The organism is Sediminibacterium roseum (assembly GCF_009939005.1).
Lineage (GTDB): Bacteria > Bacteroidota > Bacteroidia > Chitinophagales > Chitinophagaceae > Sediminibacterium > Sediminibacterium roseum.
Map to the genome: position 1 here is coordinate 1 of NZ_JAACJS010000011.1, position 26,495 is coordinate 26,495.

The following is a 26,495-nucleotide window of genomic DNA, read 5'->3' on the forward strand; positions in this document are numbered from 1 at the left end:
TCGCTGCAGGTGCGGTGATCACTGGTTTTTCGGTATCGTTCACAACAATGGTTTGTATTGCTGTTTGTGTGTTACCGTGAATATCTGTTACTGTCCAGGTAATGGTTGTTGTGCCTACGGGGTAATCGTCTGTCAATAACAATCCATCACTTCTCACTCCTGTTGTGGATTGAACACCGCAGTTGTCTGTTGAAGCCGGCGCGATAATATTTACATGCGCACCACATTTAGCCGCGTCGCTGTTTACAGCAATTGTTTCCGGCGACACGATCACTGGTTTTTCATTGTCTGCAACCGTTACCGTTTGCGTAGCCGTTGCTGTAAGGCCGCTGTTGTCCGTCACTGTCCAGGTAATAGATGTTGTGCCCACAGGATATTTTGCATCCAATGCAAGCCCATCACTCCGCACCCCTGTCACCGTTGCCACACCACAGTTGTCTGCCGTTGCAGGAACGCCCGGCGCTACTGTTGCTGCGCAGGATCCTGCATCGTTGTTCACAAAAATATCTGCCGCTGCCGTAATGGTTGGGGCAATATTATCTGTTATGATCACGGTAAATGTATTGCTTACCGTTCCGCATGCATTGGTTGCAGTAACCGTTACATGGGTTGTTCCCTTATTGAAAGCCGTTCCGCTTCCACTACCCGCACCGATGCCTGTTTTGGCTCCGCTGAACGCATAGGCAAGCGATGGCGTTGGTGCGCCTGTTGCCCCGAGACCGTAATTGATCACCGTTGCACAATCATTTGCCGGCGTAAACCCAGCTATGCTTGCTGTGATATTATTGAATACCGGCATTGAACAGGTGATCTCCCCTCGCACGGCGAAATCATAAGATGCTTCATCGCAATCACTATTGTTTACAACAAGCGTCGCGTTTTTCACGCCAATACTTATTGCATTGAAAGTTACATCGAAGCTTGCGGCGCTGCCTGCAGGAATTACTACAGGAAGTGTAATACCACTCACTGTAAAGTTTGCTGCGTCCGATCCTGAAACATTGACCGACGATACCGTAAGCGGCGCCGTTCCATTGTTCGCGATTGTGAATGATCTTACAACCGGTATGGATGGCAATGTTCCGCCAAAATCCGTGTTGTCTGTTGCGGAAGCTGTGCCATCCCCTTTCACAATCGAAACATTATTCCCTTTCACATCAACTTCTGCAGATTGAACGGTTACGGTTTGTGTAAAGGTAGATGTGTTTCCTGCGATATCTGTTGCCGTCCAGATCACCGTCGTTGTACCCAATTGGTAAACGCCCGATGCATCCGGGGTACCTGTTATGTTATTTGTAAGTATGATGTTTTCAGTTGTTCCGCAGTTGTCTGTTACGGCAGGCGAAGGAATTGTAACGATCGCACTGCATTGGCCCGCTGTATTTACCGTAGTAACATTCGTCGCAGGCGAAATCACAGGAGGCGTTACATCTTTCACGATCACTGTTTGTGTTTGTGTCGAGATATTGTTGTTGCCATCGTTGTATGTCCATGTGATCGTATAGGTGCCTTGCGTATTGTATACCAAAGGATCTGTTGTTGTTGCCGTAACAACACCCGCGCAGTTGTCTGTTGCCACCGGCGCCGTTGCCACCACCGAACATTCGCCCGTAAGTGTTGCCAGCGTTGCCTGGTTTGGAACAGGTGCCGTAGCATCGGTTACGGTTACTGTAAAGTTATAGGTAACCGTTCCGCAGGTGTTGGTTGCTGTTACCGATACGTTGGTAATACCTTTCTCAAATACGGATCCACTACCGGTTCCGTTACCGCTACCTGTTGTTGCCCCTGTAAACGCATAAGTAACATTCACACCCGGAACGCCGCTTACGGTTAATGGATAGGCAACCGTTGCATTACAGCCAGATGAAGTGGTTTGTGACTGAACCGAATTGTTCGTATTTGCGAACGATGGTGTGGTTCCCGTGGTAACCACTGCGTTTCCGGCCATCATGTTCGTACAGCCAGAAGAAGTATTGGTTGCGAGCACGGTGTAATTTGCTGCTGTTGCCTGGTTGCCGAATGAGATAGAAGATCCTGTTCCGTTTACCGGTGATCCTACATTCGTCGATCCATTTCTCAGCTGGTATCTTACCCCTGTTTCCGATCCATTCAGTCCCACCGGAACACCAGCGCCATTGCATGCATTACCGCCACCTGTTACATTGAATTGTGTTGGCAATGGATTAACGGTTATGGTTGATGATGCTGTATTCTTACATCCGTTTGCGTCTGTACCGGTTACAGTATAAGTAGTCGTTGAAGCAGGATTCACATTGATAGACGCCGTGGTTTGTCCGCCCGGGGCCCATGACCAGCTTGTGCCTACGCCGCTGTATGTAACTGTGACCACGGCATAGTAGCCACCGAGGTCAACTGTATTGTTGTTGATGAATCCGAACTGGCTGCCGCTAGTTGTAACCGAGAATGTGTTTGTACCACCCACTACATAACCTGTTGCCCCGAAGTTCAGGCTGAAAAGATTGCCTGATGCGGGTGGCGTGCAAGAACAGTTGTATGGAGCGGTAAACGATGTACCGGCTACACCATTGAGTGATGTTGCGCGTATGAGTCCTGAATTACAGTTAACACCGGTTGTAAACTTGATGTTCACATTGGTAACTGTACCGGAACCTGCATCAACCCACGTGAAGCCCTGGTTGGCGCCGCTGCCGTACATTCCTCCTGTGCCGCAGTTGCTTGGTGTATTCAGAAGGTTCGCCAATGCGATCGTATATGTTTTTGTTGTGGCCGGCGCCGCCGTAAGCGTTACCGCACCGCCTGCACAGATCGTTGTTGCGGCTGGTGTGATCGTGATGCCCGGCAATGGATTTACAACAACCGTTGCAGTGCCGCTCATGTTTGAAGCACATCCGGTAGAAGCGTTGGTTGCTGAAATGCTGTAAGAGCCGGCTGTCAACTGCACACCGAAAGACAATGCACTACCGGTTCCAGCCAATGCTGCACCCAGGTTTGCGTTGTTTTTTCTCAGTTGATAATTGACACCGCTCTGTGAGTTTGAAAGGCCAACAACAACACCTGTTCCACCGGCGCAATAAGCACCGCCACCTGTTACCGTATAGGCTACCGGTAATGCATTGATGGTTACGGTTGCTGTTTTCGTTCCCACATTTCCATTTACATCTGTTACAGAGAGGGTAACAATGTTTGCACCAACATTGCTGCTGTTGAACGTGGTTTTGTCGAGGCTGATGGAAGCGATGCCGCAGTTGTCTGTAGACCCGTTGTTTATCATTGCGGTTGTGATGGATGCGTTTCCATTTGCATCGAGGCACAAGGCTACATCTTTCGTGTTCACAACCGGTCTTGTTGTATCGAGTACCGTAACGATCGCTGTTGCTGTTTGCGCATTACCTGCGGCATCTGTAACGATCACCGTAAGGTTGTTCGCACCGAGTTTGCTGCAGTTGAATGTATTGCTGGTTGCACCGCCCACCGATTCGTAGGTTGCCTGTATCGAAAGGTTCTTAACCGTTCCGTTGCATGGGTCGCCAAACACGCCGTTCGTGGCATTGATGGTTCCCGAATTGTTTCCCAAAAGAATACCGCCTACAATACCTGCGCTGCCAGTTGCATGGCAACTACCCAGTGTAAAATTACCGCAGCTTCCTGTTGGTGTGCCATAGCTTGCAAAATCAATGGACGTGAACACTGCGCCCGCAGGTGCCTGCATAAAGATGGTTCCGTTCTCTGCTGCTGTTCCGCATACATATCCTGTATTGTTCACAGAAAGCGTAACGGCACCGCAATTATCGTAGCTGCCATTGTCGAGCTGCGCCGCAGTTACCGTTGCAAGGCCGTTTGCTCCCAGGTAAATGGTAACATTTTTCACCAATGCAACCGGTTTAACATTGTCAACTACGGTTACATCAAAAGAAGTGGAAGTGCTGCCGCATGCATTGGTTGCATTGACAACAACGTGCGTAACGCCTGTATTAAATACTTTACCGCTTCCCGTTCCGCTACCGGTGCCGGTTGTTGCGCCGGTGAAGGTGTAGGTTACCACCGGCGTTGATCCGCTTACCGACAATGGATAAGTTACCGTTGTATCGCATGTGCCGGAAGCAGTATTGTGTTGTATATATAAATTGGAATTTGCAAAAGACGGAGCCACACAGGTCACCGATCCCGTCACTGCGAAATCGTACGATGCTTCATCGCAGTCGCTGTTGTTGATCGCAACCACTGCATTCTTTGTTCCCACCGCCGCCGGGTTAAACAGTACGGTAAGGTTTACACTGCCTCCTGCCGGAACTGAAACCGCGGTTTCCAATCCACCAACGGTGAAATCAGAAGCATTCGTTCCTGTTACTGTATAGGATGAAAGCGTTAACGCAGCCGTTCCAGTATTCTGTACCACGAACGTTTTGCTTACTGCAACACCTGGGGTTGTGCCTCCGAAATTTGTATTGTCACCCGTAACAGGCGTGGCATCGCCTTTCACGATTGCAACGCCGTTGCCCGTAATGTTGATCTCCGGCCTGGCCGCATTGCCGATCACCACCGGCGTGTTTGCCGAAGCGCAGCCACTTGCCGCTTTCACAACAATATTGTATGTACCGGTGGTGAGCGCGCTGAATACATTTGATGATTGGTAATTCGCACCGCCATCTTTCGAGAACTGGTATGGCGTTGCTCCCGCACCACCGGTTACCGTAATGGTTGCATCGTTTCCACAGATCACATCTGTTTTAGCGATGCCTGCAGTTGGCGTCGTATTAACGGTTACTGTTAATGAGGCCACGCTTCCGCAGAGTGTGGTGTAGGTGATGACCGATGTTCCGGCAGACAAACTACTTACAACACCCGATGTATTAACAGATGCTACAGCACCATTGCTGCTGCTCCAGGTACCGGCTGTCAGCGTGGTAGACAATGCTGTTGTTGCCCCGGTACAAACCGTTGAAATTCCACCCACTGTTCCCGATGCAGGAACAAAAGGCGCTGCGTTGCCCGAAACATTGCCTGCAACCCAGTTGGATGTTGCTCCTGCGAGTGCGAAATTCATGAGCGACCCTGTGAGGTTGTTGCCACTGAGGTCTGTTAATGTTGCAACGGATGCGTTGTTCGCATTTACAAATCCCTGGTTGAACTTATAGTAAGCTACCAACCCGCTTTGCGGTGAAGCGATCTCTCCTGAAATATTGTTTGCGACCTGTTGTGCGCACAATGCCTTGTTCCAGAAACGGGCCTCATCAATCGATCCGTCGAAATAATTTGGGATTGCGGCGGGCAGATCGGCGTTACCTACTTCGGCGCCGATAAAGGTTGAATTGTTTGCGTTATAGGTAACCGGGTAATTTCCACCCGCATCGTTTTGATTTTTTTGTGTACCGTCTACGTAGAGTATTGTATTCCTTCCATCATAGGTAAGTGCGATGTGGTGCCATCCCGAAGCAAGCGATGAAGCATCCCATGAAACGATCGCGTAAGCGCCGTTCCTTCTCACCAACGCGGTAATGTTTGTTCCCGCATTGCTGAACCCGCCGTTTTCGCTGATGATGATCGAATAACCGTTTCCATCGGTATTGCCTAATATCGTTTGCAACGCCGGTGTGCCCCAGTTTGTTCTTCTCACCCATGCTTCCGCTGTTAAGGCACCCGTTGGTTTAAGCAATGATGATGAGCCAAGCGTTACATAACTGCCTGCGCCATCAAACGCCAACGCACCTGCTGCACTGTTCACCGTTACCCTGGCAGAAACCACTGCTGTACATCCTGTGGCCGATGTTCCTGTTACGGTATACAATCCTGCCACGGCCGTTGAGCCTGCCGTGAGTGATGGATTTGCACTGGTTGATGTAAACAAATTCGGGCCCGTCCATGAATAAGATGCGGCACCTGTTGCCGTAAACGCAATCGTTCCCCCGATGTTTACCGGGCTGTTGCTTGTTACAGCCAGTGCCGGCAGTGGGTTAACGTTCACTACTTTTCCTGCGGATGTTGATGAGCATCCCCCTGCACTTGCAACCGCAACCGTATAGGTTCCTGAAACCGTTGCACCATACGTGTTACTGGTTGCAGCAGGAATGGCCACCCCGTCCCTGTACCACTGGTACGCCGAGCCTGAGCTCGCCGTCATCGTAAGCGTTCCCTGGGCACAAATGGCGCTTGCTCCTGCAGGTGTGATGGTTGCGCTCGTAAATGTCACTCCATATTTTCCTGCCAGGTAGCCATTCACCTGTTGTATCTCACAGTCGGTTAATTTCCTGTTGTATACAATGAATTCGGCAATGTCTCCATTGAAGCTTCCATTGTCTCCGTCATTACCTATGCGCAGCGATGGCTGCGAATTTGAATTGGTATTATCTGTAAATGTATTTACAATGCCCCCGTTGAAATAGATATTCGATCCGTTTGCAACACCGTTGTTGTACACGGCTGTCATCAGCTGCGTCACGCCTGTACTACCCGCACCGGTCACATCTACATAAGTTGGGTTGACAAGGCCGAGCGATACGATGCCATTGTTTCCAAATGCCCATGAGCTGTAGAAAAAGCGATCCCAGTCCCCGTCGTCATTGCCCCACAATGCCTGTCCTTGTCCGCCGTCTGATGCATGTGTTCCCTGTTTGTACACGGTGAACATCGTGATCGCAGGGTTTGCGCTTGCCCTGATGTCAACATTTGCGGCCTGCAACACCGAACCCAATGCATCGCTTACCCTGGCAAACCTGGCTACAGGTTTTCCGTTGACCTGGTTGGTAACATAAGTGATGTTGTTCTGCCCGGCCAGTGTTGTGGCATTGTTGCCTTTCCCCGACCTGTCTTTCCATATTCCCAGGCTGGTGCCCGTTGCGGGATCATTTCCGGCAACGCCGTCGCCATCAATGTTCGATGCGTCGAGCCACATCAGGATACCGTTGTTGATTCCCACAGGGCCCGAAACCGCAGCCACGGTAACGATAAACGTTTGCGTACCCGAAGTATAAAAACCATTAGCGGCCTGTGTGGCCGTAATGGTTGCTGTTCCTGCTCCATTTACCGTAACGGTGTTACCGCTTACAGATGCAACAGAAGTATTATTGCTCGCGTAACTGAATGCACCACTGCTATTGCTGGTGGGGTTGGTAATGGTGAATGCAGCGTCGCCAACCGTTTTGTTAACATTCGACATAGCCGAGATGGTTGGCGGGGCCGTTACAACGATCGTATAAGACTGGTCGGTTGTTGTGGTGCCGTTGCTTGCGCGCAGCGTCACGCTGTTGTTCCCCAGGTTGCCTGCAGCAGGCGTGCCGGCTAAAGTCGCAATGTTTTGAACTTTGAATACTTTTGAGATGCCGTCGTCACCAAAATAAACAATGTTGCCAGGCGTGATGGCCAGGCCCCATGCATTACCTACCGGACTATAAATATTTGTAAAGGATGAAAGATTCGAATCATACTTACGCACAAATCCTGGACCGCTTATATATATATTATTGTTTCCATCGACCTTGATATCCATAGGTGCGTTCAGGCCCAGGCTCGATGAAGAAAACGCTTCGGTTGCAATGTTATAAACAAGCACGCTGCCGGTATTAATGCCAACGGCATAGATCATACCGAAAGGGCTCACGGTAAGTCCGGATACAGAGGTGAAACTGAAAACGTTTGTAGCGGTTCCATTGGCAGGGTTTACTTTCAGGATCTTCGAGGTGCCGTAAGCGGCCACATAAAGAAAACCGCCGTAAGAGCTCAGTCCCATTAAAACGCCCTGCCCGTTGGTAGACGCAGTATATACAAGCGTTTCTGAAACAGGGCTGGCAAGGTTGATCTTGTAAATGCTGCTCTTGCCTGTTACGTTGTTGTTGTAATAAGAACAATAGAGATCCCCGTTGTACACATGCATATAGTATACATCTCCGCTCATATGGTTAAAGAACGTTGTAACCGTTCCGGCCGGGGTGATCTTGTAGATCGCCGTACCACCCTGTGCGGCTACGTAGAGATTGTTGGAGGCATCCATCGCCACCCCGGATGGCATGGCACTAAGAGAACTGAACTGTGCAGCGGTTAACTGGGACGTGCCCAATGTTAGCCAGGAAGGCTTGACAGGCGCCGAAAAACCAACCGCGCCACCAGATACATCAGTTGCGGCCATTGTATAGCTATAAGCCGTGCCCACAGAGGCAGCAGTTGGCGCAACAGTAGAGAAAACGGGTTGGGATTTGACTGCGGCTGCACACACAAGAGACAACACGACACAAACAGCCACAGATACGCGGACACGTAAAAATGATCTCATAAACAGTTGGTTTGGATTAAATTTCCCTTAATCAACTGCGATGGATACAATTCGCAGATGTTAAGAAACGTTAAAGTACGCTGCGGCCTTTCAGCGGAAAAACCTATTTGATGGTGCAGGCCCGGCCAGTAGATAAAGCAGGGTTTCCAGTAGACATGGATGTTTTGTGACCGGAACCTCTAAGTTTTCCTTGTTTTTTCCCGGATTGTAATATATTAGTGCCCAAAGGCTTAGATTTAAAATCCATTGATGAAGTACAAGTGTATCATTGTAGAAGACAATATCCTGGAACGCGATGCGTTGGCAATGAAGCTGAAGAAGATCGACAGCCTTGTTGTCAGGGCCGCATTGGCCGATGGCATGGAAGCAGTTTCGCTACTGAAAAGCGAAGACATCGATATTGTTTTTTCTGATATCGACATGCCGGATCTCTCCGGTATCCAACTGCTCAAAAGTTTAAAGAACCCACCTGTTTTTATTTTCATCTCTTCCCATTCAGAACACGCTGCAGAAAGTTTTGAACTGGATGTGATCGATTACATTGTAAAACCGGCCAGGATCGAGCGACTGATCAAAGCCACCAATAAAGCGATCGAATACATCAATACAAAAAGGAACATACACGCAGAAGCAACGGTGAGCGCAAAAACAACACAGCCACTTCAACCGACTGCGTTGCCTGGCATCGACCTCATCAAAAGCATCGATGCGCAGGATTATTTTTTCATCAAGGAAAAAAATACGCACATCAAACTCAATATGGGCGATGTGCTGTATATAGAGAGCATGGGCGATTTTTCAAAGATCATTACCACGCAGCAGAAAACGCATTTTGTACTCATCAGCCTTAAGAACCTGGAGAAACAACTTCCGGAAAAGATCTTTATGCGCGTGCACAAGCAATACATCGTTAACATACTTCACGTACAGAACATCAGTGTGTCGGATATCAAACTCACCAGCAACGACATTGTTCCCGTAAGCATCGCTTACAAACAATCTTTACTGGATAACCTGATCAATAAGAAATCGCTGACGAGATTCAGTGATTGAGGCAACTGCAACCTGTTCAAAGTCGCGCATTGGTAAAATGCAGGCCGCGTTTAAACAGCCGGCATCTCCAGGCTGAACACCGTCCCCTCCCCTTCTATACTTTCCGCACGGATACTACCGTTCATGATGGCGGCAAAATGTTTGCAGAGCATGAGGCCAAGACCGGTGCCTTTTTCCTTCGCCGTGCCTTGTGTGCTTTGAACGGTATTGGACGAGGCGCTGTTGATCATCTCTACTTTATCATGGCTCATGCCAACGCCATTGTCTTTTACAGAAAAGATCACTTTGCCGTTCTGCCTTGCAACAAACAATTCTATTTCGCCGTTTGGCTTTGAGAATTTGATGGCGTTGTTGAGCAGGTTTCGCACGATCAGTTCAACCATGTTCTGGTCGCCCTTCACAAAAATATTTTCGTGGATGTGATTGGTGCAATTGATCTTCTTCTTGTACAATGAGGGTGCCACGCCCGCAACCATGTTTTGTGAAACCGAAGCCAGGTTCACTTCTTCCATCACCGGTGTGAAGCCCTGCATCTGGCTGGCGGCCCAGCTCAGCATGTTTTCCATCAATGAGGAAGTATGATCGAGCGTTCCTTTGATCTGTTCAAGATACAATGCCAGGCGTTCCTGCTCAATATCGCCATCTTCAAGCAAAGAACTGAAGGCGATGATGTTGTTAACAGGGGTACGCATGTCATGGCTCACAATGCTGAAGATTTTGTCTTTCACCCTTACCAGTTCTTCCAGTTCCGCTTTCTGATCGGAAACGATCTTGTTCAATACCACCGTTTTTCGCCTGGCCTTAAAAATAAACATGGCCACCGCGATCACGATAATAGCGAGTATACCGAGGAACAGCGATACGCGTTTGTTCAGGGTAAGCTGCGCGTTCTGCACCTTGATCTGCTGGTCGCGGGTTTTTGTTTCGAAGTCTGCTTTTTGTTGTTCCTGCTTCAGTTCCTGGTCCTGCAATTTTTTCTCGTTCTCCAACTCGGCCTGTTTTTGCAGGAAGGTCAGGCGTTGCAAAGTTTTTTCTTTATCGCTGATCTGCAGTTGCTGGTTGCGCAGGAGTATCTGCTGTTCCTGCTGTTTCAACCGCGCTTCTGAAAGTTGCTGCGCGCTTTTGTAGTCGCGCTCCTTCACATCAAAATCCATTTTCAATTGCCTGCGTGTGATCTCCTGCTCGCGCTCTTTGCTGTAGATGCTGTCTTTCACCACGATCGCCTGGCGGAAATAATAAAGCGAGCTGTCGAACCTTTTTTGTTTTTCATGCGCGTTGCTCAACCCGTTCAATGCGTCTTCTTCTGTTCCCGACATCTTCAGGTTCCTTGCGTTCGTCAATGCCACATGAAGCAGGCTGATCCCTTTGGGGTAATCATTTAAACGGTTCACGTAAAAATTGCCAAGCCGTAACAGGTTATCAGGATAAGATTCTTCGTCCGTTTCATTTGCCAAATAATCAACCGCTTTTGTATAATTCTGAAGGGCAAGTTTATAATCCCCCATGCTTTCGTACAACCTTCCATACTCGCGGTAAAAAGTGGAAGTAAGGGAATTATCATCTGTTTTCAACACGTTCTTCAAACCTTTATCGAGCGTGGCGATGATCTCTTTGTTGCGGTTGGCGGGTTGTACGCCCATGGCGATGAGCTGTTCGGGCGTTGCCCTGAAATAGATATCAACCATCGCATCGGTTGCCACGGCAACGCCACGTTCTCCATCGGGATTGGTTTCGAAAGCGCGGAGTGCTTTCTTTGCATACTCCATTCCTTTTACATATTCCTGCATGTAAACATAGATGATGGACATGTTCATGTAAGAACTGTTCACCCCATCGGGATCGCGTACCTGCGAGAAATACCGGATCGCGTTCTCGTGCGCTTCCAGCGATTTGGGAAATTCGCGCATATCCATATACAGGGCGCCGAGGTTGAGGTAAGCGCCTGCTTCTGTTCGCGGGAGGTTATTGGCGTTTGATACTTCGATGCTCTTGTTGTAATACCCGATCGCCTTAAAACGATCGGTATTGTGATACGCACCACCCGCACGGTAATAAATAAACGCCAACGCCGCTTTGTTGGGCAACCGTGATGCTACCAGTATCGCCGAATCGATGTACACCTGCAACTTGGTATAGTTGCGCACAGAATTGTACGCGCGGAACACTTCGCGCAGATACACCGCCTTTAAGGAATCTTCTTTGTGATAGGAATTATTAAGTGCAAGAATACTGTCCAGCCGCCGTTGCTGACCAGTTGCCGTTAAACAGAAGGCAGAAAACAATACGCACAGGGGCACAATCCACTTCATAGCCGGTTTCGTAAACAGTTGATTGGTTCGTAATACGCAGCAATAATACGATACAACGTTTATTTTCCGGCAACTGTTTTCCGCGCGTGGGTATTGGCTTCAGCGATAGCCACGGGCCGCAGGCCTACAGCTTGTTCCCTTCTTTTGGGAACACCACGATGGGTTGCCAGTCTTTTCCTTCTTTCACATCAACCAATCCGTAAGAAATGATGATCACGATATCGCCCACGGCGCCTTTGCGTGCGGCGGGGCCATTCAGGCAGCAAACACCGGAGCCGCGCTCGCCTTTGATGAGGTAGGTTTCAATGCGCTCGCCATTGTTCACGTTCACTACCTGGATCTTTTCGTATTCTACCATTTGAGCGGCGTCCATCAGGTCCTGGTCGAGGGTGAGGCTGCCTACATAATTGAGGTTCGCCTCGGTAATGGTGGCGCGGTGTACCTTTGATTTCAATATCTGTATCTGCATAATAAATGGGCTGTTTTGGCCACAGCCGCCGCAAATTTACCAACACTCAAACGTTTATCGGCATAATCTGCGGATGAGTTTTTCGAACTGCGGAAATTCTGCCGATAAATCTGTGGCCCCTGCCAGCTCAAAATCAGCAAAATCAAACCCCGGCGCCACCGTACAGCCCACAAAAGAGAACAAGGCTTCTTCAGCCGTTTCAGAGGCGAACCAGCAGCCCGCGGGCACAACTGCCTGGAAACGTTCGCCTGCCGCAGGGTTATTGCCCAGCTGGATCAATTCATATTTCCCCCCGGGATGAATTACATGAACGTGCAAAGATTGCCCCGCATAAAAATGCCAGCACTCGTCACTCTTTATCCGGTGAAACGCAGAGAAATTTCCTTTCTCCAGCAAAAAATATATCGCGGTTGAAAAATGCCTGTCGCCCCCAAACCGCGCCGGCAAAGCGTTTGCAGAAATGACCTCGCCAGACCGGTACGTCTCCGCATAATATCCACCCTCCGGGTGCGGAAGCAAACCAAATTTCTCTACAAGTGAAGCAACTGATAATTGCATACCCGATCAATTTAAAATTCAGGAGACCCATAGTTCCTCCATCCTACTCTCACTACATCCCAAAAAATCATAATGGCCAATCTAATCTCACCAAGAGCCACACCGAACATTCAACTATTCCTTCCCCAATTCCTAATTCCTAATTACTAATTCCTAATTCCTATTTATCGGTTGTGTCTTTCAAAAGATAAAACACCGATTGGTAATTCTGTTTTGTCGCTTCACTGAGCGCCATCTCGCAGGTTTTGCCCGATGAATAAAATCCCTCGTACCGCCCGTTTACCTCGCTGGCCTCGTCTTTGGTTGCGCTTGCTGTGAGCCCGGGATAATAAAAGCCCCTGTCGCCCGCCATGCCGCAGCATCCACTGAGAAACGGGATGTCGGCTTTTACTGCGCAGGCGTCTCCTATCTTTTGTAATTTCTGAACAAGGTTCATCTTGTAGGTGGTACACACAGGATGAAAAACGATCCTGTTTTTTTGTTGGTTTATATGCAGGCGCGGCAACAAATAATCGGCCGCAAAATCAATGCTGTCTATGAATACCAGCTTCTCAAACCGTTTCCTGTTTTCTTCCGTCAGGTATTGCGCCGAGGTTTGTAAGGAATGGGTGCAGGAGGTAACATCCATCAGTACCGGCACTTTTCCTTCCTGCGACCACGACCATAATTTGTTGATCGTTTCATTGACCGTGTGTTTATACGCAGGAATAAATCCTTTCGAAGAAAACAATTGCCCGCAACAAACACCGGTTGTATGATCGGCGATGAAAAGCGATACTCCCGCGCGCTCACACAACATTTTCACTACATCGCTTACCGGCATATCGTCTTCTTTGTCTGCACCCATCATCCGCGTGATACAGGATGGGAAATAAACAACATCGGGAACAGCAACAGCCGTCGTTTTTATCCTGACTGGTTTTGTGATCGAATCCGTCCACAATGGAAAATCACGCACCACTGTTTTGATTCCGCGCGTTATCTTTTTCATCGCGTGTTTGCCTGCAACCTGGTTCACCATATTGCCTGTGCGCAATGCAAGCTTTACCATTCTTTCTACCAGGGAAAAATTCCTGGCAACCTGCAATGCGGTTTTGTTTGCAAAACCGGAATGGTTTTCCCTGCGCAAACGTTTGATCAGGTCGCCTGTATTGATGGATACAGGGCAATCGGTGGCGCACATCCCATCCACCGCGCAGGTATCCATTCCTGAAAACTTGTATTCTTTTTTCAGAATATCGTGATCCACTTTGTTGCCCTCTGCTTCCAGCCGGTGAAGTGATCGGCGGATCTGTATGCGTTGGCGTGGGGTGAGCGTATAGTTCCTGCTCGGGCAGCGGTTCTCACAATACCCACACTCAACACAACGGTCCACTTCTTCTTCCACCACGGGCATGGTCTTCATGTTCTTGAGATGACATTTTGCATCTTCGTTGATGATCACGCCCGGGTTCAATAAGTTACCGGGATCGACGAGTTTTTTCAGTTCACGCATTACGTTGTAGGCATCCTCGCCCCATTCGTCCTTTACATAGGGCGCGATCTGCCGGCCCGTGCCGTGCTCCGCTTTCAGTGAACCATCGTATTTGTGGATGATGATCTCCGCCAGCTCGTCGTTGAAGGCAGCGAACACATCGATCTCTTCCTGTTTGTTTACGGGTTGTGTAACAAGAAAATGAAGGTTGCCTTCTTTCGCGTGGCCAAAAATGATCGCGTTTGTATAACCGTATTTTGTAAACAGCAATTGAAGATCGGTAACGGCTTTGCCAAGGTTCTCAAGCGGCACCGCCACATCTTCAAGCATCGCCGTGGTTCCTTTGGCGCGAACGGCGGCCACCGAAGGATACATGCCTTTGCGCATTTTCCACAGTTTTGCCTGTTCATATGCGTTTGTAGAAAACTCGAGCCTGCTCAACAAAGGAAGCGCATTGATCACTGCAAACGCGTTATCGATTTTTGCCTGTACCTCTTCGGCGCTTGTTCCCTGGTATTCGCACAAAATAGCGGTGGTACCCGGTGGAAGCCCCTTGATCATGGCTGGTGTATAATCTGCGTCCTCAACAGAATGAAGCGCGGGCCTGTCCATCAACTCGAGCGCATCCGCATCCGTCGATTTCAGGTAAGGGATGGCATCTGCAGCGACAACCGGGTTCTCAAAAAACAGCAGGCCGGTAGTTTTATAGGGTTTGTCGGGAATGGTATTCAGTACCGCTTCAGAAATAAAGGCCAGCGTTCCTTCACCACCAATCAGCAGGTGCGCAAATACATCCAGCGGATGTTCGTAATCGATGAATGCATTGATGCTGTACCCCACGGTATTTTTAATGCGGTATTTGTTGCGGATTTTTTCAACAAGGGTACGGTTCGCTGAAATCCGCTGTTGCAGTTTCGCGATGCCATCATACAACAAGGCATTGTCCTTCGCAAAACGATCGTAATCTTCCGGAACCGCCGTATCGTAAACGTTGCCATCCGGCAACATAAAACGAACCGACCGCAACGTATGGTAAGAGTTGTGCGCAACACCGCAACACATCCCGCTGCTGTTGTTGGATAGGATCCCGCCCATCATCGCCGCACTGATCGAGGCCGGGTCGGGGCCGATCTTCATCGCATAAGAACGCAGCTGGTGGTTCACATGCGCCCCTATTGCCCCGGGTTGCACGCGTATCGTTTTGCCATTTTCCTGTGGAAATATGCCGCGCCAATGTTTCCCAAGGTCAACGAGAATTCCATCTGTAATGGATTGCCCGCTCAAACTTGTTCCGCCTGTTCTGAATGTGAGCGGGATGGCATGTTGCCGGGAGAAACTGAAAAGTTTTTTTATGTCATCTTCGTTAACCGGTACCACCACGGCCCTGGGCAGCAGGTAATAAAATCCTGCATCACCTGCCATGGCATAACGATCGGTAAGCGTGAGCCGCAATTTATCTTCTGTGAAAACCTTCTTCAACTCCGTAGCGATATCGAACATCAGTGCTGATTGAAAAACAAATTTAAACTATTCCGCTCTCCCGAAAACATCCCCGGGAAAGACTCAAAAAAAACGGCGGTCAGAACTTCCAAAAAAGTCATGACCGCCGCGCTGTACCTGGTTGGTAAGCCAGGAGCTTACTCGCCCAGCTTTTTCCCTGTCTGCTGCCTGATCTTCTGCAACTCTTTCTTTCCATAAGCCAGTTTCGTGATCGTTACGAACAAAACCGGCACAATAAATATGGCGAGTATCGTTGCACCGAGCATGCCGCCCAATACCGTCCAGCCAATGGTTGAACGCGCCACACCGCCTGCTCCCGTAGCAAAAGCGAGTGGCAATACGCCGAGAACGAAGGCCATAGAGGTCATAATGATCGGCCTGAGGCGCAGCTTCACCGCTTCGAGGGTTGACGGGATGATCTCCATACCCGCATCTACCCGCTCTTTTGCAAATTCCACGATCAGGATCGCGTTTTTGGCGGCGAGGCCGATCAGCGTAACGAGGCCGATCTGCGCGTATACATTGTTTGTTAACGAAGGGATCAGGGTCAGGGTCAATATCGCACCAAATGCCCCTGTTGGCACGGCGAACAATACCGAGAACGGCACCGACCAGCTTTCATACAGGGCCGCGAGGAAAAGGAACACGAACAGGATCGACAAAGAGAAAATATAAACCGTGCTCGATCCTGCGTTGATCTCTTCCCTGCTCAATCCCGAGAACTCGTATCCATAACCGGAAGGCAGGGTCTGGTCCGCCACTTCGCGAAGCGCCTGCAGCGCCTGCCCGCTGCTGAACCCTTCTTTCGGGTTGCCATTGATCTCCGCTGTGCGGAACATGTTGTAATGCGTGATCAAGGGTGCGCTCTCCGTGGTTGATGTTGTAATCACCGTACTCAACGGCAACATGGTTCCCGCCTGGTTGCGCACGTAGTATTGTTCAAGGTTCCTGATGTCTGCGCGGAAATTGGTATCTGCCTGCGCCACAACCCGGAAATTCCTTCCGTATATGGTGAAATCGTTGATGTATTTGCTTCCGAGGAACGTTTGCAAAGTATTGTACACATCCGCGATGTTTACGCCGAGTTTTTTGCATTTCTCCCTGTCAACATCCACTTTATAACCCGGTGTACGCGCAGTGAAGAATGAGAATGCACCTGAGATCTCCGGGCGTTTGTTGAGTTCGCCCACAAACGACTGCACAACCCTTTCAAATTGTTTGATGTCGTCTGTGCTTTCCCGCTGCTGCAGTTCAAATGTGAACCCACCTGTTTGCCCGAGGCCCGGGATGGCTGGTGGTGTGATCACACGGATGGTCGCTCCTTTTATGTTGGACAACTTCTTCGTAACCGTTGCAGCGATCGCCGCTACCTGCAATTTTTTATCTTTCCTGTCGTCCCAATGTTTCAACTGTGTAAAAATGGTACCGCTGTTCGATTTTGTTGCCTGCGTGATGATGTTGAACCCGCCGAGCGCCGCATAGTGTGCAATACCGGGTTGTGCCTTCATGGTATCCATAACGGCATTCAGCACTTCGAGGCTTCTTGATGTTGAGGAAGCTTCGGGCAACTCATAAGTAACAAACATCCTTCCTTCATCTTCTGTAGGTATAAAACCGGACGGCTTGTTTTTAAACAGCAACCCCGTTCCCACCATGATACATACCAGCAAAACCAACACCAATGGCGTTGCGCGGATGGATCTTTTCACACCACCCGTGTACCGGTTGGTGAGCCTTCCGAACCAGTTGTTAAACCGGTAAAAGAACTGGTTCAACCCGCGCGCTTTTTTATTGATGTGCATCGGTTTTAAAAATAGCGAGCACAAGGCCGGTGTTAACGACAGCGCCACAAAAGCCGAGATCAATACAGAGATCGCAATGGTGATGGCAAACTGCTGGTACAACCGCCCTACGATACCGGGAATAAAACCAGCCGGCACGAACACCGCGGCCAATATCAATGCGATCGCAACAACAGGACCTGAAATGTCTTTCATCGCTTTGTAGGTGGCTTCCTTAGGCGATAATTTTTCGTGGTCGATGTAATGCTGCACCGCTTCCACCACAACAATCGCATCATCCACCACGATACCGATCGCAAGCACGAAACCAAACATCGTCAGGGTGTTGATCGTAAAACCAAGCGGTATGAAGAATGCAAAGGTTCCGATGATCGAAACAGGGATCGCGAGAATCGGGATCAGCGTTGCGCGCCAGCTCTGGAGGAAGAGGAACACTACAAGCACAACAAGCCCAAGCGCCTCAAGCAAGGTTGTGATCACCTCATCTATCGAAACTTTTACAACAGATATGGTTTCAAACGGAATTACATAGTCGATGTCTTTGGGAAAAGAACGTTTCAATGCTTCCATCGCCTTTGTAACGCCTTCCGCGGTTTCAAGCGCATTGCTGCCCGGTGCCTGGTAAACGAGCAGGTACGAGCCGCGCTTGCCATCTACAAAAGAGTTGCTGGCAAAACTGAACTTGCCGAGTTTGATGCGCGCCACATCTTTCAAATGAACCACGGAACCGTCGCCGGGTTTGGTGCGCACGATGATATCGCCAAACTGCTGTTCCGTACTCAGGCGGCTGTTGGTAAATACCGTGTATTCAAAAGCCTGGTCGTTCTTCTGCGGCGGCGCGCCTACAGAACCCGCAGCGATCTGGAGATTCTGTTCCTGCATCGCGTTCACCACTTCTGTTGTGGTGATGCCCAGCTGCGCCATCTTATCAACCTGCAACCAGATACGCATACTGAAATCATCGGCACGCGTAAAGATGTCGCCCACACCCGGCACACGGAGCAACGCATCCCTAACAAAAATATTGGCGTAGTTGTCTACAAACGGAATACCATGCGTTCCGTTGGGCGAGTACATCGCAACAAGCATAAGGATGCTCGGGTTGCGTTTGCGCGTTACCAGCCCGAGGCGTTTTACATCATCCGGCAACTGTGGTGTTGCAATACCCACGCGGTTTTGAATATCCAGCGCGGCGATGTCGGCATTGGTTCCCACTTTCAGCGTTGCGGTGATGGTGGTACGGCCGTCGCTTGTGCTGTTGCTCTGCAGGTATGCCATGCCGGGTGTTCCGTTCACCTGCGTTTCCACAGGTGTGGTTAGGGTTTGCTCCACCGTTTGTGCATCGGCACCCGTAAAGTTTCCCGTGATCTGCACCGTAGGCGGCGTGATCTCGGGATACTGGCTGATGGGCAGATTCATTATTGATAACACACCCAGCAAAACGATCACCAATGAGATCACAATGGCGGTTACGGGGCGTTTGATAAATGTATTTGCGATCATTGTTTATTTTTTTAGCGATCAGCCCTAATGAACGGCCGCGCGCTTTTATTTTTCTTGTTGTTTGATAACAGCGCTGTGCTTTATTGCTTTGCCCCTGTATTTACCACGGTGCCTTCTTTGAGCTTCTGCACGCCTTCCGATACTACCTTGTCCCCTTCTTTCAATCCATCTTTGATGATGATCTTGTCATTGATCCTTGTTCCAAGCGTAACTTTTGTCTGCGATACCTTGCTGCTGTCCCTCACCACGAACACGAAATACTCTCCCATCTGTTCCACCACAGCCTTGTATGGCGCGAGAATGAATTGTCCTTCGTTGTTGTTCTTCGCTCTTACGTTGATGCTCATGCCGGGTTTCAATCTTCCGTCGTTCTCAAACACCAGTCTTGTTTTGATCGTTCCCGTCTGCGGATCAACGGCGCGGTCGATCAGGGTGATACGCCCCGTTTTTGAATACACCGAGTTATCCGGCAACTGCAAAGTAAAAGTTGAATCGGTGCCCAGGCCCGGGTGCTGCTGCAGCTGGATAAACCTGGGGACCTCTTTCTGGTCAACGGAAATATCAACTGCCATCGGGTTATCAGACGATACCGTGTTCAATACATTCGCATTTGCGGTTACCAGCGTACCGATCTTCGCCTGCGAAATGCCGATCGTTCCATCAAACGGTGCATAGATCGAAGAAAACCGCAGGTCGTTTGAAACCCTTGACACATTCGCCTGGGCCGCCGCCACCTGCATCTTCGCGCTCTGCAGGTCTGCCAACGCATAGTCTACTTTTTGCCTGGCTATCGCATCCTGCTTCAACAGGTCGTTGTACCTGTCTGCATCCTGCTGGGCCTTGGCCTGTGCTGATTTTGCAACATTGAGGTTCGCTACCGCCTGTTCATAATTTGCCTGGTATTGCTGGCGGTCGATATCGTATAATTTTTGTCCCTTGCGCACATGCTGCCCATCGGTAAAATACACGCCGGTGATGTAACCCGTTACCTGGGCCTTGAGGTCTACCTGGTTCAAAGGCGTGATGGTGGCCGGAAAATTATCGTAATACACAGCGCGCTCGCTTTTTACTTCGTACACCGCAACCGTTGCCGGCGGCGCCTTTGGCTGCTCGGGTGCTTTTTTAGGGCCGCAGGCTGCAAACAAAACAACCCCGCTTACAAACAAACCCGTTTTAAAAATTGCTTTTCCCATATTGTGTTGTATTGGCATGATTTAATATTGAATGGTTCCCAGTGCCCTCTGCACATCCAGTTTGCTCTGCAGCAGCTGGAAGAGGGCATTGTAATAATTTAATTGGGTGGTACGCAGATCAGACTCGGCAATGATCACATCGAGATAGGTCTTGATGCCTGACTTATACTGCAGGTCGAGCGTTCTGTACACATCGTCGGCGAGCGACACATTTTCTTTCAGCGCGTGGTAATTGTAAAGGTTACCCTTGTACACCGCCAACGCCTGCGCATATTGGGTACTCACACGACTCTTCAGCAAAGCGATGTCCCAATCCACGCGCTTGTACTGCAACTCGGCCTGGCGGATCTGGTGCACACGTTTGTTTCCCTGGAAGATCGGCATACCCAGCGTGATCCCGATGTTCGATACGCCAAATCCGTTGTTATACGTTTTTGCAAAATCATTGCTTAAAAACGACATGTTGTAGTTCCCGAACGCCGAGATCGTGGGCACGTAACTGGACTTATAATATTTTACATTCGCCTCCTGCAGCCGTTGCTGGGTTTGAAGGATCCTGTATTCAATCCGGTCCTCGTAACGGATGCCTGCAGTGGTATCAAGCACCGCATCGCTTTCCATGTATGCGGTATCGTACCTGAGTTTCAGCGATGCGCTGTCCGACAGCCCCATCAACTGTTTCAGGTAAGAAAGTTTTGCAACGATCAGGTCGTCTGCCTGTTTGCGTTGCGACCTTGCATTGTTCAGCGCTATGGTTGCGCGTTTGTAATCGGTCTTGTCTGCCACGCCGCTCTGGTACTGGCTCATCGCATCCTTCAAACTTCTCTCCAGCCGGGTGATGGCCTGTACAAGTACGGCAACCTGCTGCTGTGTAAGCAATACATCGTAAAATGCCTTACTCACGTTTACCGCAACATCTATCTTGTTGAAGCTGGTATTTTGCCGGGTCTGCAAACGGATGTCGTTTGCCGTGCGGCTTGCGAGCAACACGTCCCTGTTAAAAATATTCTGTGTTACGTTCAAACCCAGCAACGAAGAATTAAGGGTACCATTGCGAACATAGGCGCCGTTGAAATACGAGACCGGCAATTCAAAATTGTGCTGGAGATTATAGGCAAGGTTAACCTGCGGATACCAGTCGGCCAGCCTGGCCTGGATCTGTTTTTCCGTGATCGCCTCATCAAGCAGCGCCTGCTGAATGGCTGGCTGGTGCGTGATGGCGTATTGCACAACCGCCGGCAGCGTTGCATCCGCAAACACGGTATCCGTGCGGTTCTGCGCGTGCGCAGATACCATGCAGAGAGCCGAAAGGCAGGTAAAAATAAAACGTCCTGTTCTTCTCATACTTTATAAATGATTCAATTAGCAATTATCTTTTCATACCATCCCAGCACATTTTAAACATGGCATCGATGGCAGCCTTGTTCAATGGCTTGCGGTTGTAATGCGCATTCTTCACTCCCTCATGTATCGAGCCGATCATAAACGTAAGCAGCGTCATATCATCCACATCCTTAAAGAAATTTTCTTTCTTGCCGCGTTCGATCAGTTTATACAACGGCTTCTTCATCTCTTTGGTAAGTTTTACGGTGCAGTCGTTGACAAAAGGAGAATGGTAACACTGGTCCATCAGCACCACCTCTTCAAAGTTTTCTATACGGAACTGGAGAATGTTGTGCCACACGATCGAAAAACCTTTTTTGAAGGGCAGCGACTCGTCGTAGTTAACAAAATAATTCTCCAGCGCTTCCTTGCGGCACTCGAAGAATAAATTGTTGATGAGTTCTTCTTTGTTCTTGAAATAGATGTAAAGCGTTCCGGTGGCCATCCCCGCTTCTTTCGCAATCTCGCCCATGGTGATCCCGGCGAGCCCTTTTTCTTTCACAAGCGTAAGCACGGACCTGAAGATCTGTCCCGCTTTCTTATCATCGCGTAGTTTCACGCTGCAAACATAAATGAATATATATTCATTTATGGATAAAATTTAAAAAAAGATTAAAAAACGATCGGTCGAAATAACAAACGGTTGTTAGCAAATCATTGCCGCTTCACTTGTTTCCGCGACACGTTGTTCAGGCAAGTGCGTTATAAAGGATCTCAACAGAATGGAGCGCCTTCCTCCCGCATCCGTCGTGGATCTGGTGCCTGCAGCTTGTTCCCGGTGCAGCGATCAGCGTAGACGCATCCTGTTTTCTTACCGTGGGCAGCAAAACAAGTTCGGCAATCTGCATGGAGAGATCGTAGTGTTCTTTCTCAAAACCAAAGGAGCCTGCCATGCCACAACAACCGGATGGAATGGTTTCAACCGTATAATTGATGGGCAGCGACAACATCCGTACCGATGGCGCTGTTGATGAAACGGCTTTCTGCTGGCAATGCCCGTGCAGTTTTACAAGCCGCTTTTCTGTCGTGAACTTGTCCTGCGTAATGTTTCCTTTTTCTATTTCCGCAGCAATGAATTCATCGATGAGAAAAACATGTTTCGACAGTTCCCTTGCTGCAATAAGATTCTCATCCGATGCAAGGTCCGGGTACTCATCGCGGAACGTGAGAATGGCCGAGGGCTCGATGCCGATCATCGGTGTGTCTGCCGTAACCAGTGGCGCCAGTGCGCTGATGTTCCTGTTGATGATCTTCTGCGCTTCGCGGATCAGTCCCTTGGACAACCACGTGCGTCCGCTTTCGCCGTGCTCGGGGATCACAACTTCGTATCCTAATTTTTCCAGCAATAATATCGCGGCGATGCCGATGTGCGCATCGTTGTAATTGGTGAATTCGTCGCAGAAAAGATAGACCCGCCTGTTTCCTTTTTTTGCGATCTCCTGCCGGTGTTTTTTGTACCAGCTGCGCAATGTCTGCTTCGAAAGCGCAGGCATCGAACGCTTCAAGGCGAAGCCGGAAAAACGTTTGATAAGGTTTCCGGTAAAACCGTTTCTCACAAAGAAATTATACACCGAAGGCAATAAGGATCCGATCCTGGCGGATGCCGTAAAATTGGCAATGAGTTTTGAGCGGAATGGAACACCGTTCGCATCGTAATACTGCTGGAGGAACTCTGCTTTCAGTTTGGCCATATCTACATTCGACGGGCATTCCGATTTACAGGCTTTGCAGCTCAGACAAAGATCCATCACCTCGTAGATCTCTTTGTGGTCAAAACGGTTGATCTTGTCTGAATGCGTTAAAAACTCTCTAAGAATATTGGCCCGTGCGCGGGTGGTGTCTTTTTCATTTTTGGATGCCATGAACGAAGGGCACATCGTTCCGCCCGATAAATGTGTTTTCCTGCAATCGCCCGAGCCGTTGCATTGTTCTGCGTGCTGCAGTATATCCTGCTGGTGGAAACGGAATACCGTTTTGAATTCCGGTGTGAATTGCCCGGGCTCGTAACGCAGCATCGTATTCATCGGCGGCGTGTCAACGATCTTGTTCGGGTTGAAAATATTATCAGGATCCCAGCTGCGTTTGATCTCCTGCAACAACTTATAATTCTTCTCTCCCACCATCTGCCGTATGAATTCGCCGCGCAAACGTCCGTCGCCGTGCTCACCACTCAGCGAGCCCTGGTACTTTTTTACCAGCGTGGCCACTTCTTCGGCGATCGTTCTGAACAACCGGTTGCCCTCTTTTGTTTTCAGGTTGATGATGGGCCGCAGGTGCAATTCGCCCGAACCTGCGTGCGCATAGTGAACGGAATGCAGCCCGTGTTTTTCCAGGATCTCATTGAACTCACGGATGTATGCAGGCAGATCGTTCACATCCACAGCCGTGTCTTCGATCACCGGCACCGCTTTTTCATCGCCCGGCAGGTTGCCAAGCAAACCGAGGCCCGCTTTGCGGAGCGTCCATATTCTCTTGGTGTCTTCGCCGAATAAAACCGGGAAATGATAGCCCAGTCCTGCGGCGCGCATCTCCGCTTCCACCTGCGTGGTGATCCGGAGTATTTCCTCGCGTGATGATCTTGCGAATTCGATCACCAATATCGCCCCGGGATCACCGAGTACAAAAAAGCGATTCTTGTTTTGTTCTATGTTTTCTTTGGTGCATTCAAGTATATAATGATCGATCAGTTCGCTCGCGCTGGGCTTGTATTTTAGCCCGATGAGGTTTGCGCGCAGCGACTCATCGATCGAATTGAAATGCACGCAGAGCAATCCTGTTTCTTTGGGCGGCAACGGAACAACATTGAGTTTGATCTCCGTTAAGAATGCCAGCGTTCCTTCCGAGCCTGCGATCAGCGAACAGAAGTTGAATGCATCGCCTTCCGCGTGAAAAGGCTGTGTGTCTACCAGCAGGTCTATTGCGTAACCCGTGTTCCTTCTCTCTACGGTTTTCTTTGGAAATTCTTTCCTGATCTCTACCTGGTTATCATAATTGCTTAAAAGCGTTCTCGTGTTGCGGTAGATCTTTCCTTCCAGTGAATCGGTCTCGCACTTTGCATGGAAAGCTTCGGTAGAGATCTCTTTGAAAACGGCTTCTGTGCCATCGCTCAGGATGGCATTTACTTCGAGCAGGTGTTCACGCGTGCTCCTGTACACCACGGAATTGGAACCGCATGAATTGTTGCCCACCATGCCACCGATCATCGCGCGGTTGGCCGTTGAGGTTTCGGGCCCGAAGAAAAGGCCGTGTGGTTTGAGGAAAAGATTCAGTTCGTCGCGCACAACACCGGGTTGTACACGCACCCAATGCTCTTCCTTGTTTAATTCGATGATGCCGGTGAAATGTTTTGATACATCAACCACGATCCCGCTGCCTACCACCTGCCCCGCGAGCGAGGTGCCGGCGGTTCTGGGGATCAGCGAGGCCTGGTTTTCTCTCGCGAAGGCGACCAGTTTCTTAATGTCTTCTTTTGTCTTGGGAATGGCAACCGCAAGCGGCATTTCGCGATAGGCGGATGCGTCGGTGGCGTAAAGGGTACGCATCACCGTGTCAAAATAAAGATCCCCTTCCAGTTGCGTGGATAATTGTTGCAGCTTATGTGTCATCGATTGCTTGTCTGCCTCAAAAGTAACAAGCTTTTGTAACTTTTGGAAAGTTTTAAACTTTCCAAAAGTTACGGAATAAGTATCATTTTCTGCGGCAAAGAGAAATATTCGGACTTGATCTTCTCAAGTGTTTCCTTCTTATTGAAAAGTTCATAATACTCGTCTACGTTGATGTTGCTGTTGTCTTTGTTCACGTAAACCGGCCCTGTAACCGAACTGTTCTCTCCATTCTCGAACCGGGCGGTTCGAACGATGCCGTTTACGATGGCCTCGTCTTCGAGGTAGCATTTGTTCTTGCAGATCACGTTTCCGTCTATCAGCCCGCCGATCACGATATCATGGCAAAGGATATCGCCGTTCACCGTTGCTTTCCTGTCGATGATCACTTTATTGGTACAAAAAATAATGCCTTTGAAATCGCCCTCGATGCGAATGGGGGAAGATGTTTTGATGATGCCAAAGTACACACCGCCCGAAACTACCTGCACAGCGGGGAGGATGCCTGATTCTGGTTTTTCTGTTTTCTTAAAAAGCATAGGACTGGTTCAGTAGTAAGGATTTGCAGGTTCCAAGATAGCCATTTTGATGGTTTTTTGCGACAATGGCGCAAATGTTTGGGGATTTCATGAAAAAATAATAGGATACCGTTGTATATTGCCGGAAAGTATTAACTTTTGTATCATACAACCGCAAAAAACAAAAAACTTTAACCGATGAATAAGTTCAGGGAACAACTGTTGCACGATCCGAATTCAAGTTTCGCTACGTCATCTTCGGACGATAAACAACTGTTTATTACCAGCTCCACGAATATTTCGGGTGTGCTGGATTCTGAGAATGATATTGTGCTCGATGGTAATTTCACCGGCGTGCTGTACAGCAAAAAAACGATCCACATCACTCCTACCGGGAGCATTACGGGTGTGATCATTTGCAACGACATCAAGATCGAGGGTGAATTTGAGGGATCGGTGTATGCGCTGCGTGTAAACCTCTGCAAAGATTCGATCGTAAAAGGAAATGTGCATTGTACCATCATCAACACGGAAATGAACCAGTTCGTTGAAGCGAACATCAAATTGCTGAGTCTTGAAACATCCGTATTCGAAGCCACTTCGCAGGATCTTTTCTCACAACTGAAAGATGTGTTCGGCAAGAACAACAAAGACAACAACTACCTGGCCATCTTCTCTGAAAAACTCAACGAGGTAAAACCATCTACCAAGTTTTACCACCAGACCATCTACGTGGCACCGCAAAACGATGCGGCAACCAGGGGAACAGAAGATTCCTCTTCCGACGATGCAAACTGATCAACGATCAATTGACGATAAGAAAAGGTTCCCCCAAAAAGGGAACCTTTTTATTTTCCAAGCCGTTCGTACAAAACGGGAATTTCCC

Annotated in this window: 13 protein-coding genes; 2 read left to right on the top strand and 11 right to left on the bottom strand. The window is 49.2% G+C overall.

Going from position 1 to position 26,495, the window contains the following annotated elements; translation table 11 throughout:
- Positions 1 to 8,245: choice-of-anchor D domain-containing protein (locus GWC95_RS05425; RefSeq protein WP_161817679.1), on the bottom strand; the 8,245-nt coding region annotated here is incomplete at its 3' end.
- A 249-nt stretch (positions 8,246 to 8,494) separates the two neighbouring features.
- Here GWC95_RS05425 and GWC95_RS05430 point away from each other — a divergent pair.
- Positions 8,495 to 9,298 carry a LytR/AlgR family response regulator transcription factor gene (locus tag GWC95_RS05430; RefSeq protein WP_161817680.1) on the top strand — a complete coding sequence of 268 codons (804 nt, stop codon included), beginning with the start codon at positions 8,495 to 8,497 and terminating at the stop codon, positions 9,296 to 9,298.
- 50 nt (positions 9,299 to 9,348) lie between these two features.
- Here the strand turns inward: GWC95_RS05430 and GWC95_RS05435 are convergent, their stop codons facing one another.
- The 10 genes from GWC95_RS05435 to GWC95_RS05480 all read right to left on the bottom strand — a co-directional run bounded on the left by GWC95_RS05435 (position 9,349) and on the right by GWC95_RS05480 (position 25,630).
- Complete coding sequence (locus GWC95_RS05435; protein WP_161817681.1) at positions 9,349 to 11,607, bottom strand: ATP-binding protein; 2,259 nt, start codon at positions 11,605 to 11,607, stop codon at positions 9,349 to 9,351.
- 124 nt (positions 11,608 to 11,731) lie between these two features.
- The gene (panD, locus tag GWC95_RS05440) at positions 11,732 to 12,076 is read right to left on the bottom strand and encodes an aspartate 1-decarboxylase (protein ID WP_161817682.1); all 345 of its coding nucleotides are present in this window, start codon (positions 12,074 to 12,076) and stop codon (positions 11,732 to 11,734) included.
- Positions 12,077 to 12,130: 54 nt separating this feature from the next.
- Complete coding sequence (locus GWC95_RS05445; protein WP_161817683.1) at positions 12,131 to 12,634, bottom strand: cupin domain-containing protein; 504 nt, start codon at positions 12,632 to 12,634, stop codon at positions 12,131 to 12,133.
- A gap of 160 nt (positions 12,635 to 12,794) precedes the next feature.
- Positions 12,795 to 15,608 carry an FAD-binding and (Fe-S)-binding domain-containing protein gene (locus tag GWC95_RS05450; RefSeq protein WP_161817684.1) on the bottom strand — a complete coding sequence of 938 codons (2,814 nt, stop codon included), beginning with the start codon at positions 15,606 to 15,608 and terminating at the stop codon, positions 12,795 to 12,797.
- Between the two features lie 137 nt (positions 15,609 to 15,745).
- A complete protein-coding gene (locus GWC95_RS05455) occupies positions 15,746 to 18,913 on the bottom strand; it encodes an efflux RND transporter permease subunit (RefSeq protein WP_161817685.1) in 3,168 nt (1,055 codons plus the stop codon).
- Between the two features lie 80 nt (positions 18,914 to 18,993).
- Complete coding sequence (locus GWC95_RS05460; protein WP_161817686.1) at positions 18,994 to 20,106, bottom strand: efflux RND transporter periplasmic adaptor subunit; 1,113 nt, start codon at positions 20,104 to 20,106, stop codon at positions 18,994 to 18,996.
- A 21-nt stretch (positions 20,107 to 20,127) separates the two neighbouring features.
- The gene (locus GWC95_RS05465) at positions 20,128 to 21,450 is read right to left on the bottom strand and encodes a TolC family protein (RefSeq protein WP_161817687.1); all 1,323 of its coding nucleotides are present in this window, start codon (positions 21,448 to 21,450) and stop codon (positions 20,128 to 20,130) included.
- A gap of 25 nt (positions 21,451 to 21,475) precedes the next feature.
- Positions 21,476 to 22,048, bottom strand: a complete 573-nt coding sequence (locus tag GWC95_RS05470; protein ID WP_161817688.1) for a TetR/AcrR family transcriptional regulator — start codon at positions 22,046 to 22,048, stop codon at positions 21,476 to 21,478.
- Positions 22,049 to 22,178: 130 nt separating this feature from the next.
- A complete protein-coding gene (locus tag GWC95_RS05475) occupies positions 22,179 to 25,094 on the bottom strand; it encodes an FAD-binding and (Fe-S)-binding domain-containing protein (protein WP_161817689.1) in 2,916 nt (971 codons plus the stop codon).
- A gap of 68 nt (positions 25,095 to 25,162) precedes the next feature.
- Positions 25,163 to 25,630 carry a bactofilin family protein gene (locus GWC95_RS05480; protein ID WP_161817690.1) on the bottom strand — a complete coding sequence of 156 codons (468 nt, stop codon included), beginning with the start codon at positions 25,628 to 25,630 and terminating at the stop codon, positions 25,163 to 25,165.
- Between the two features lie 177 nt (positions 25,631 to 25,807).
- Here GWC95_RS05480 and GWC95_RS05485 point away from each other — a divergent pair, with 177 nt between their 5' ends.
- Complete coding sequence (locus tag GWC95_RS05485; protein ID WP_161817691.1) at positions 25,808 to 26,407, top strand: bactofilin family protein; 600 nt, start codon at positions 25,808 to 25,810, stop codon at positions 26,405 to 26,407.
- The last annotated feature ends 88 nt before the right edge of the window (positions 26,408 to 26,495 follow it).

What these genes read in the sequence shown, in the direction of transcription:
- GWC95_RS05430 (WP_161817680.1), top strand. Translation starts at nt 8,495, where the DNA reads ATGAAGTACAAGTGTATCATTGTAGAAGACAATATCCTGGAACGCGAT.
- GWC95_RS05435 (WP_161817681.1), bottom strand. Translation starts at nt 11,607, where the DNA reads ATGAAGTGGATTGTGCCCCTGTGCGTATTGTTTTCTGCCTTCTGTTTA.
- panD (WP_161817682.1), bottom strand. Translation starts at nt 12,076, where the DNA reads ATGCAGATACAGATATTGAAATCAAAGGTACACCGCGCCACCATTACC.
- GWC95_RS05445 (WP_161817683.1), bottom strand. Translation starts at nt 12,634, where the DNA reads ATGCAATTATCAGTTGCTTCACTTGTAGAGAAATTTGGTTTGCTTCCG.
- GWC95_RS05450 (WP_161817684.1), bottom strand. Translation starts at nt 15,608, where the DNA reads ATGTTCGATATCGCTACGGAGTTGAAGAAGGTTTTCACAGAAGATAAA.
- GWC95_RS05455 (WP_161817685.1), bottom strand. Translation starts at nt 18,913, where the DNA reads ATGATCGCAAATACATTTATCAAACGCCCCGTAACCGCCATTGTGATC.
- GWC95_RS05460 (WP_161817686.1), bottom strand. Translation starts at nt 20,106, where the DNA reads ATGGGAAAAGCAATTTTTAAAACGGGTTTGTTTGTAAGCGGGGTTGTT.
- GWC95_RS05465 (WP_161817687.1), bottom strand. Translation starts at nt 21,450, where the DNA reads ATGAGAAGAACAGGACGTTTTATTTTTACCTGCCTTTCGGCTCTCTGC.
- GWC95_RS05475 (WP_161817689.1), bottom strand. Translation starts at nt 25,094, where the DNA reads ATGACACATAAGCTGCAACAATTATCCACGCAACTGGAAGGGGATCTT.
- GWC95_RS05480 (WP_161817690.1), bottom strand. Translation starts at nt 25,630, where the DNA reads ATGCTTTTTAAGAAAACAGAAAAACCAGAATCAGGCATCCTCCCCGCT.
- GWC95_RS05485 (WP_161817691.1), top strand. Translation starts at nt 25,808, where the DNA reads ATGAATAAGTTCAGGGAACAACTGTTGCACGATCCGAATTCAAGTTTC.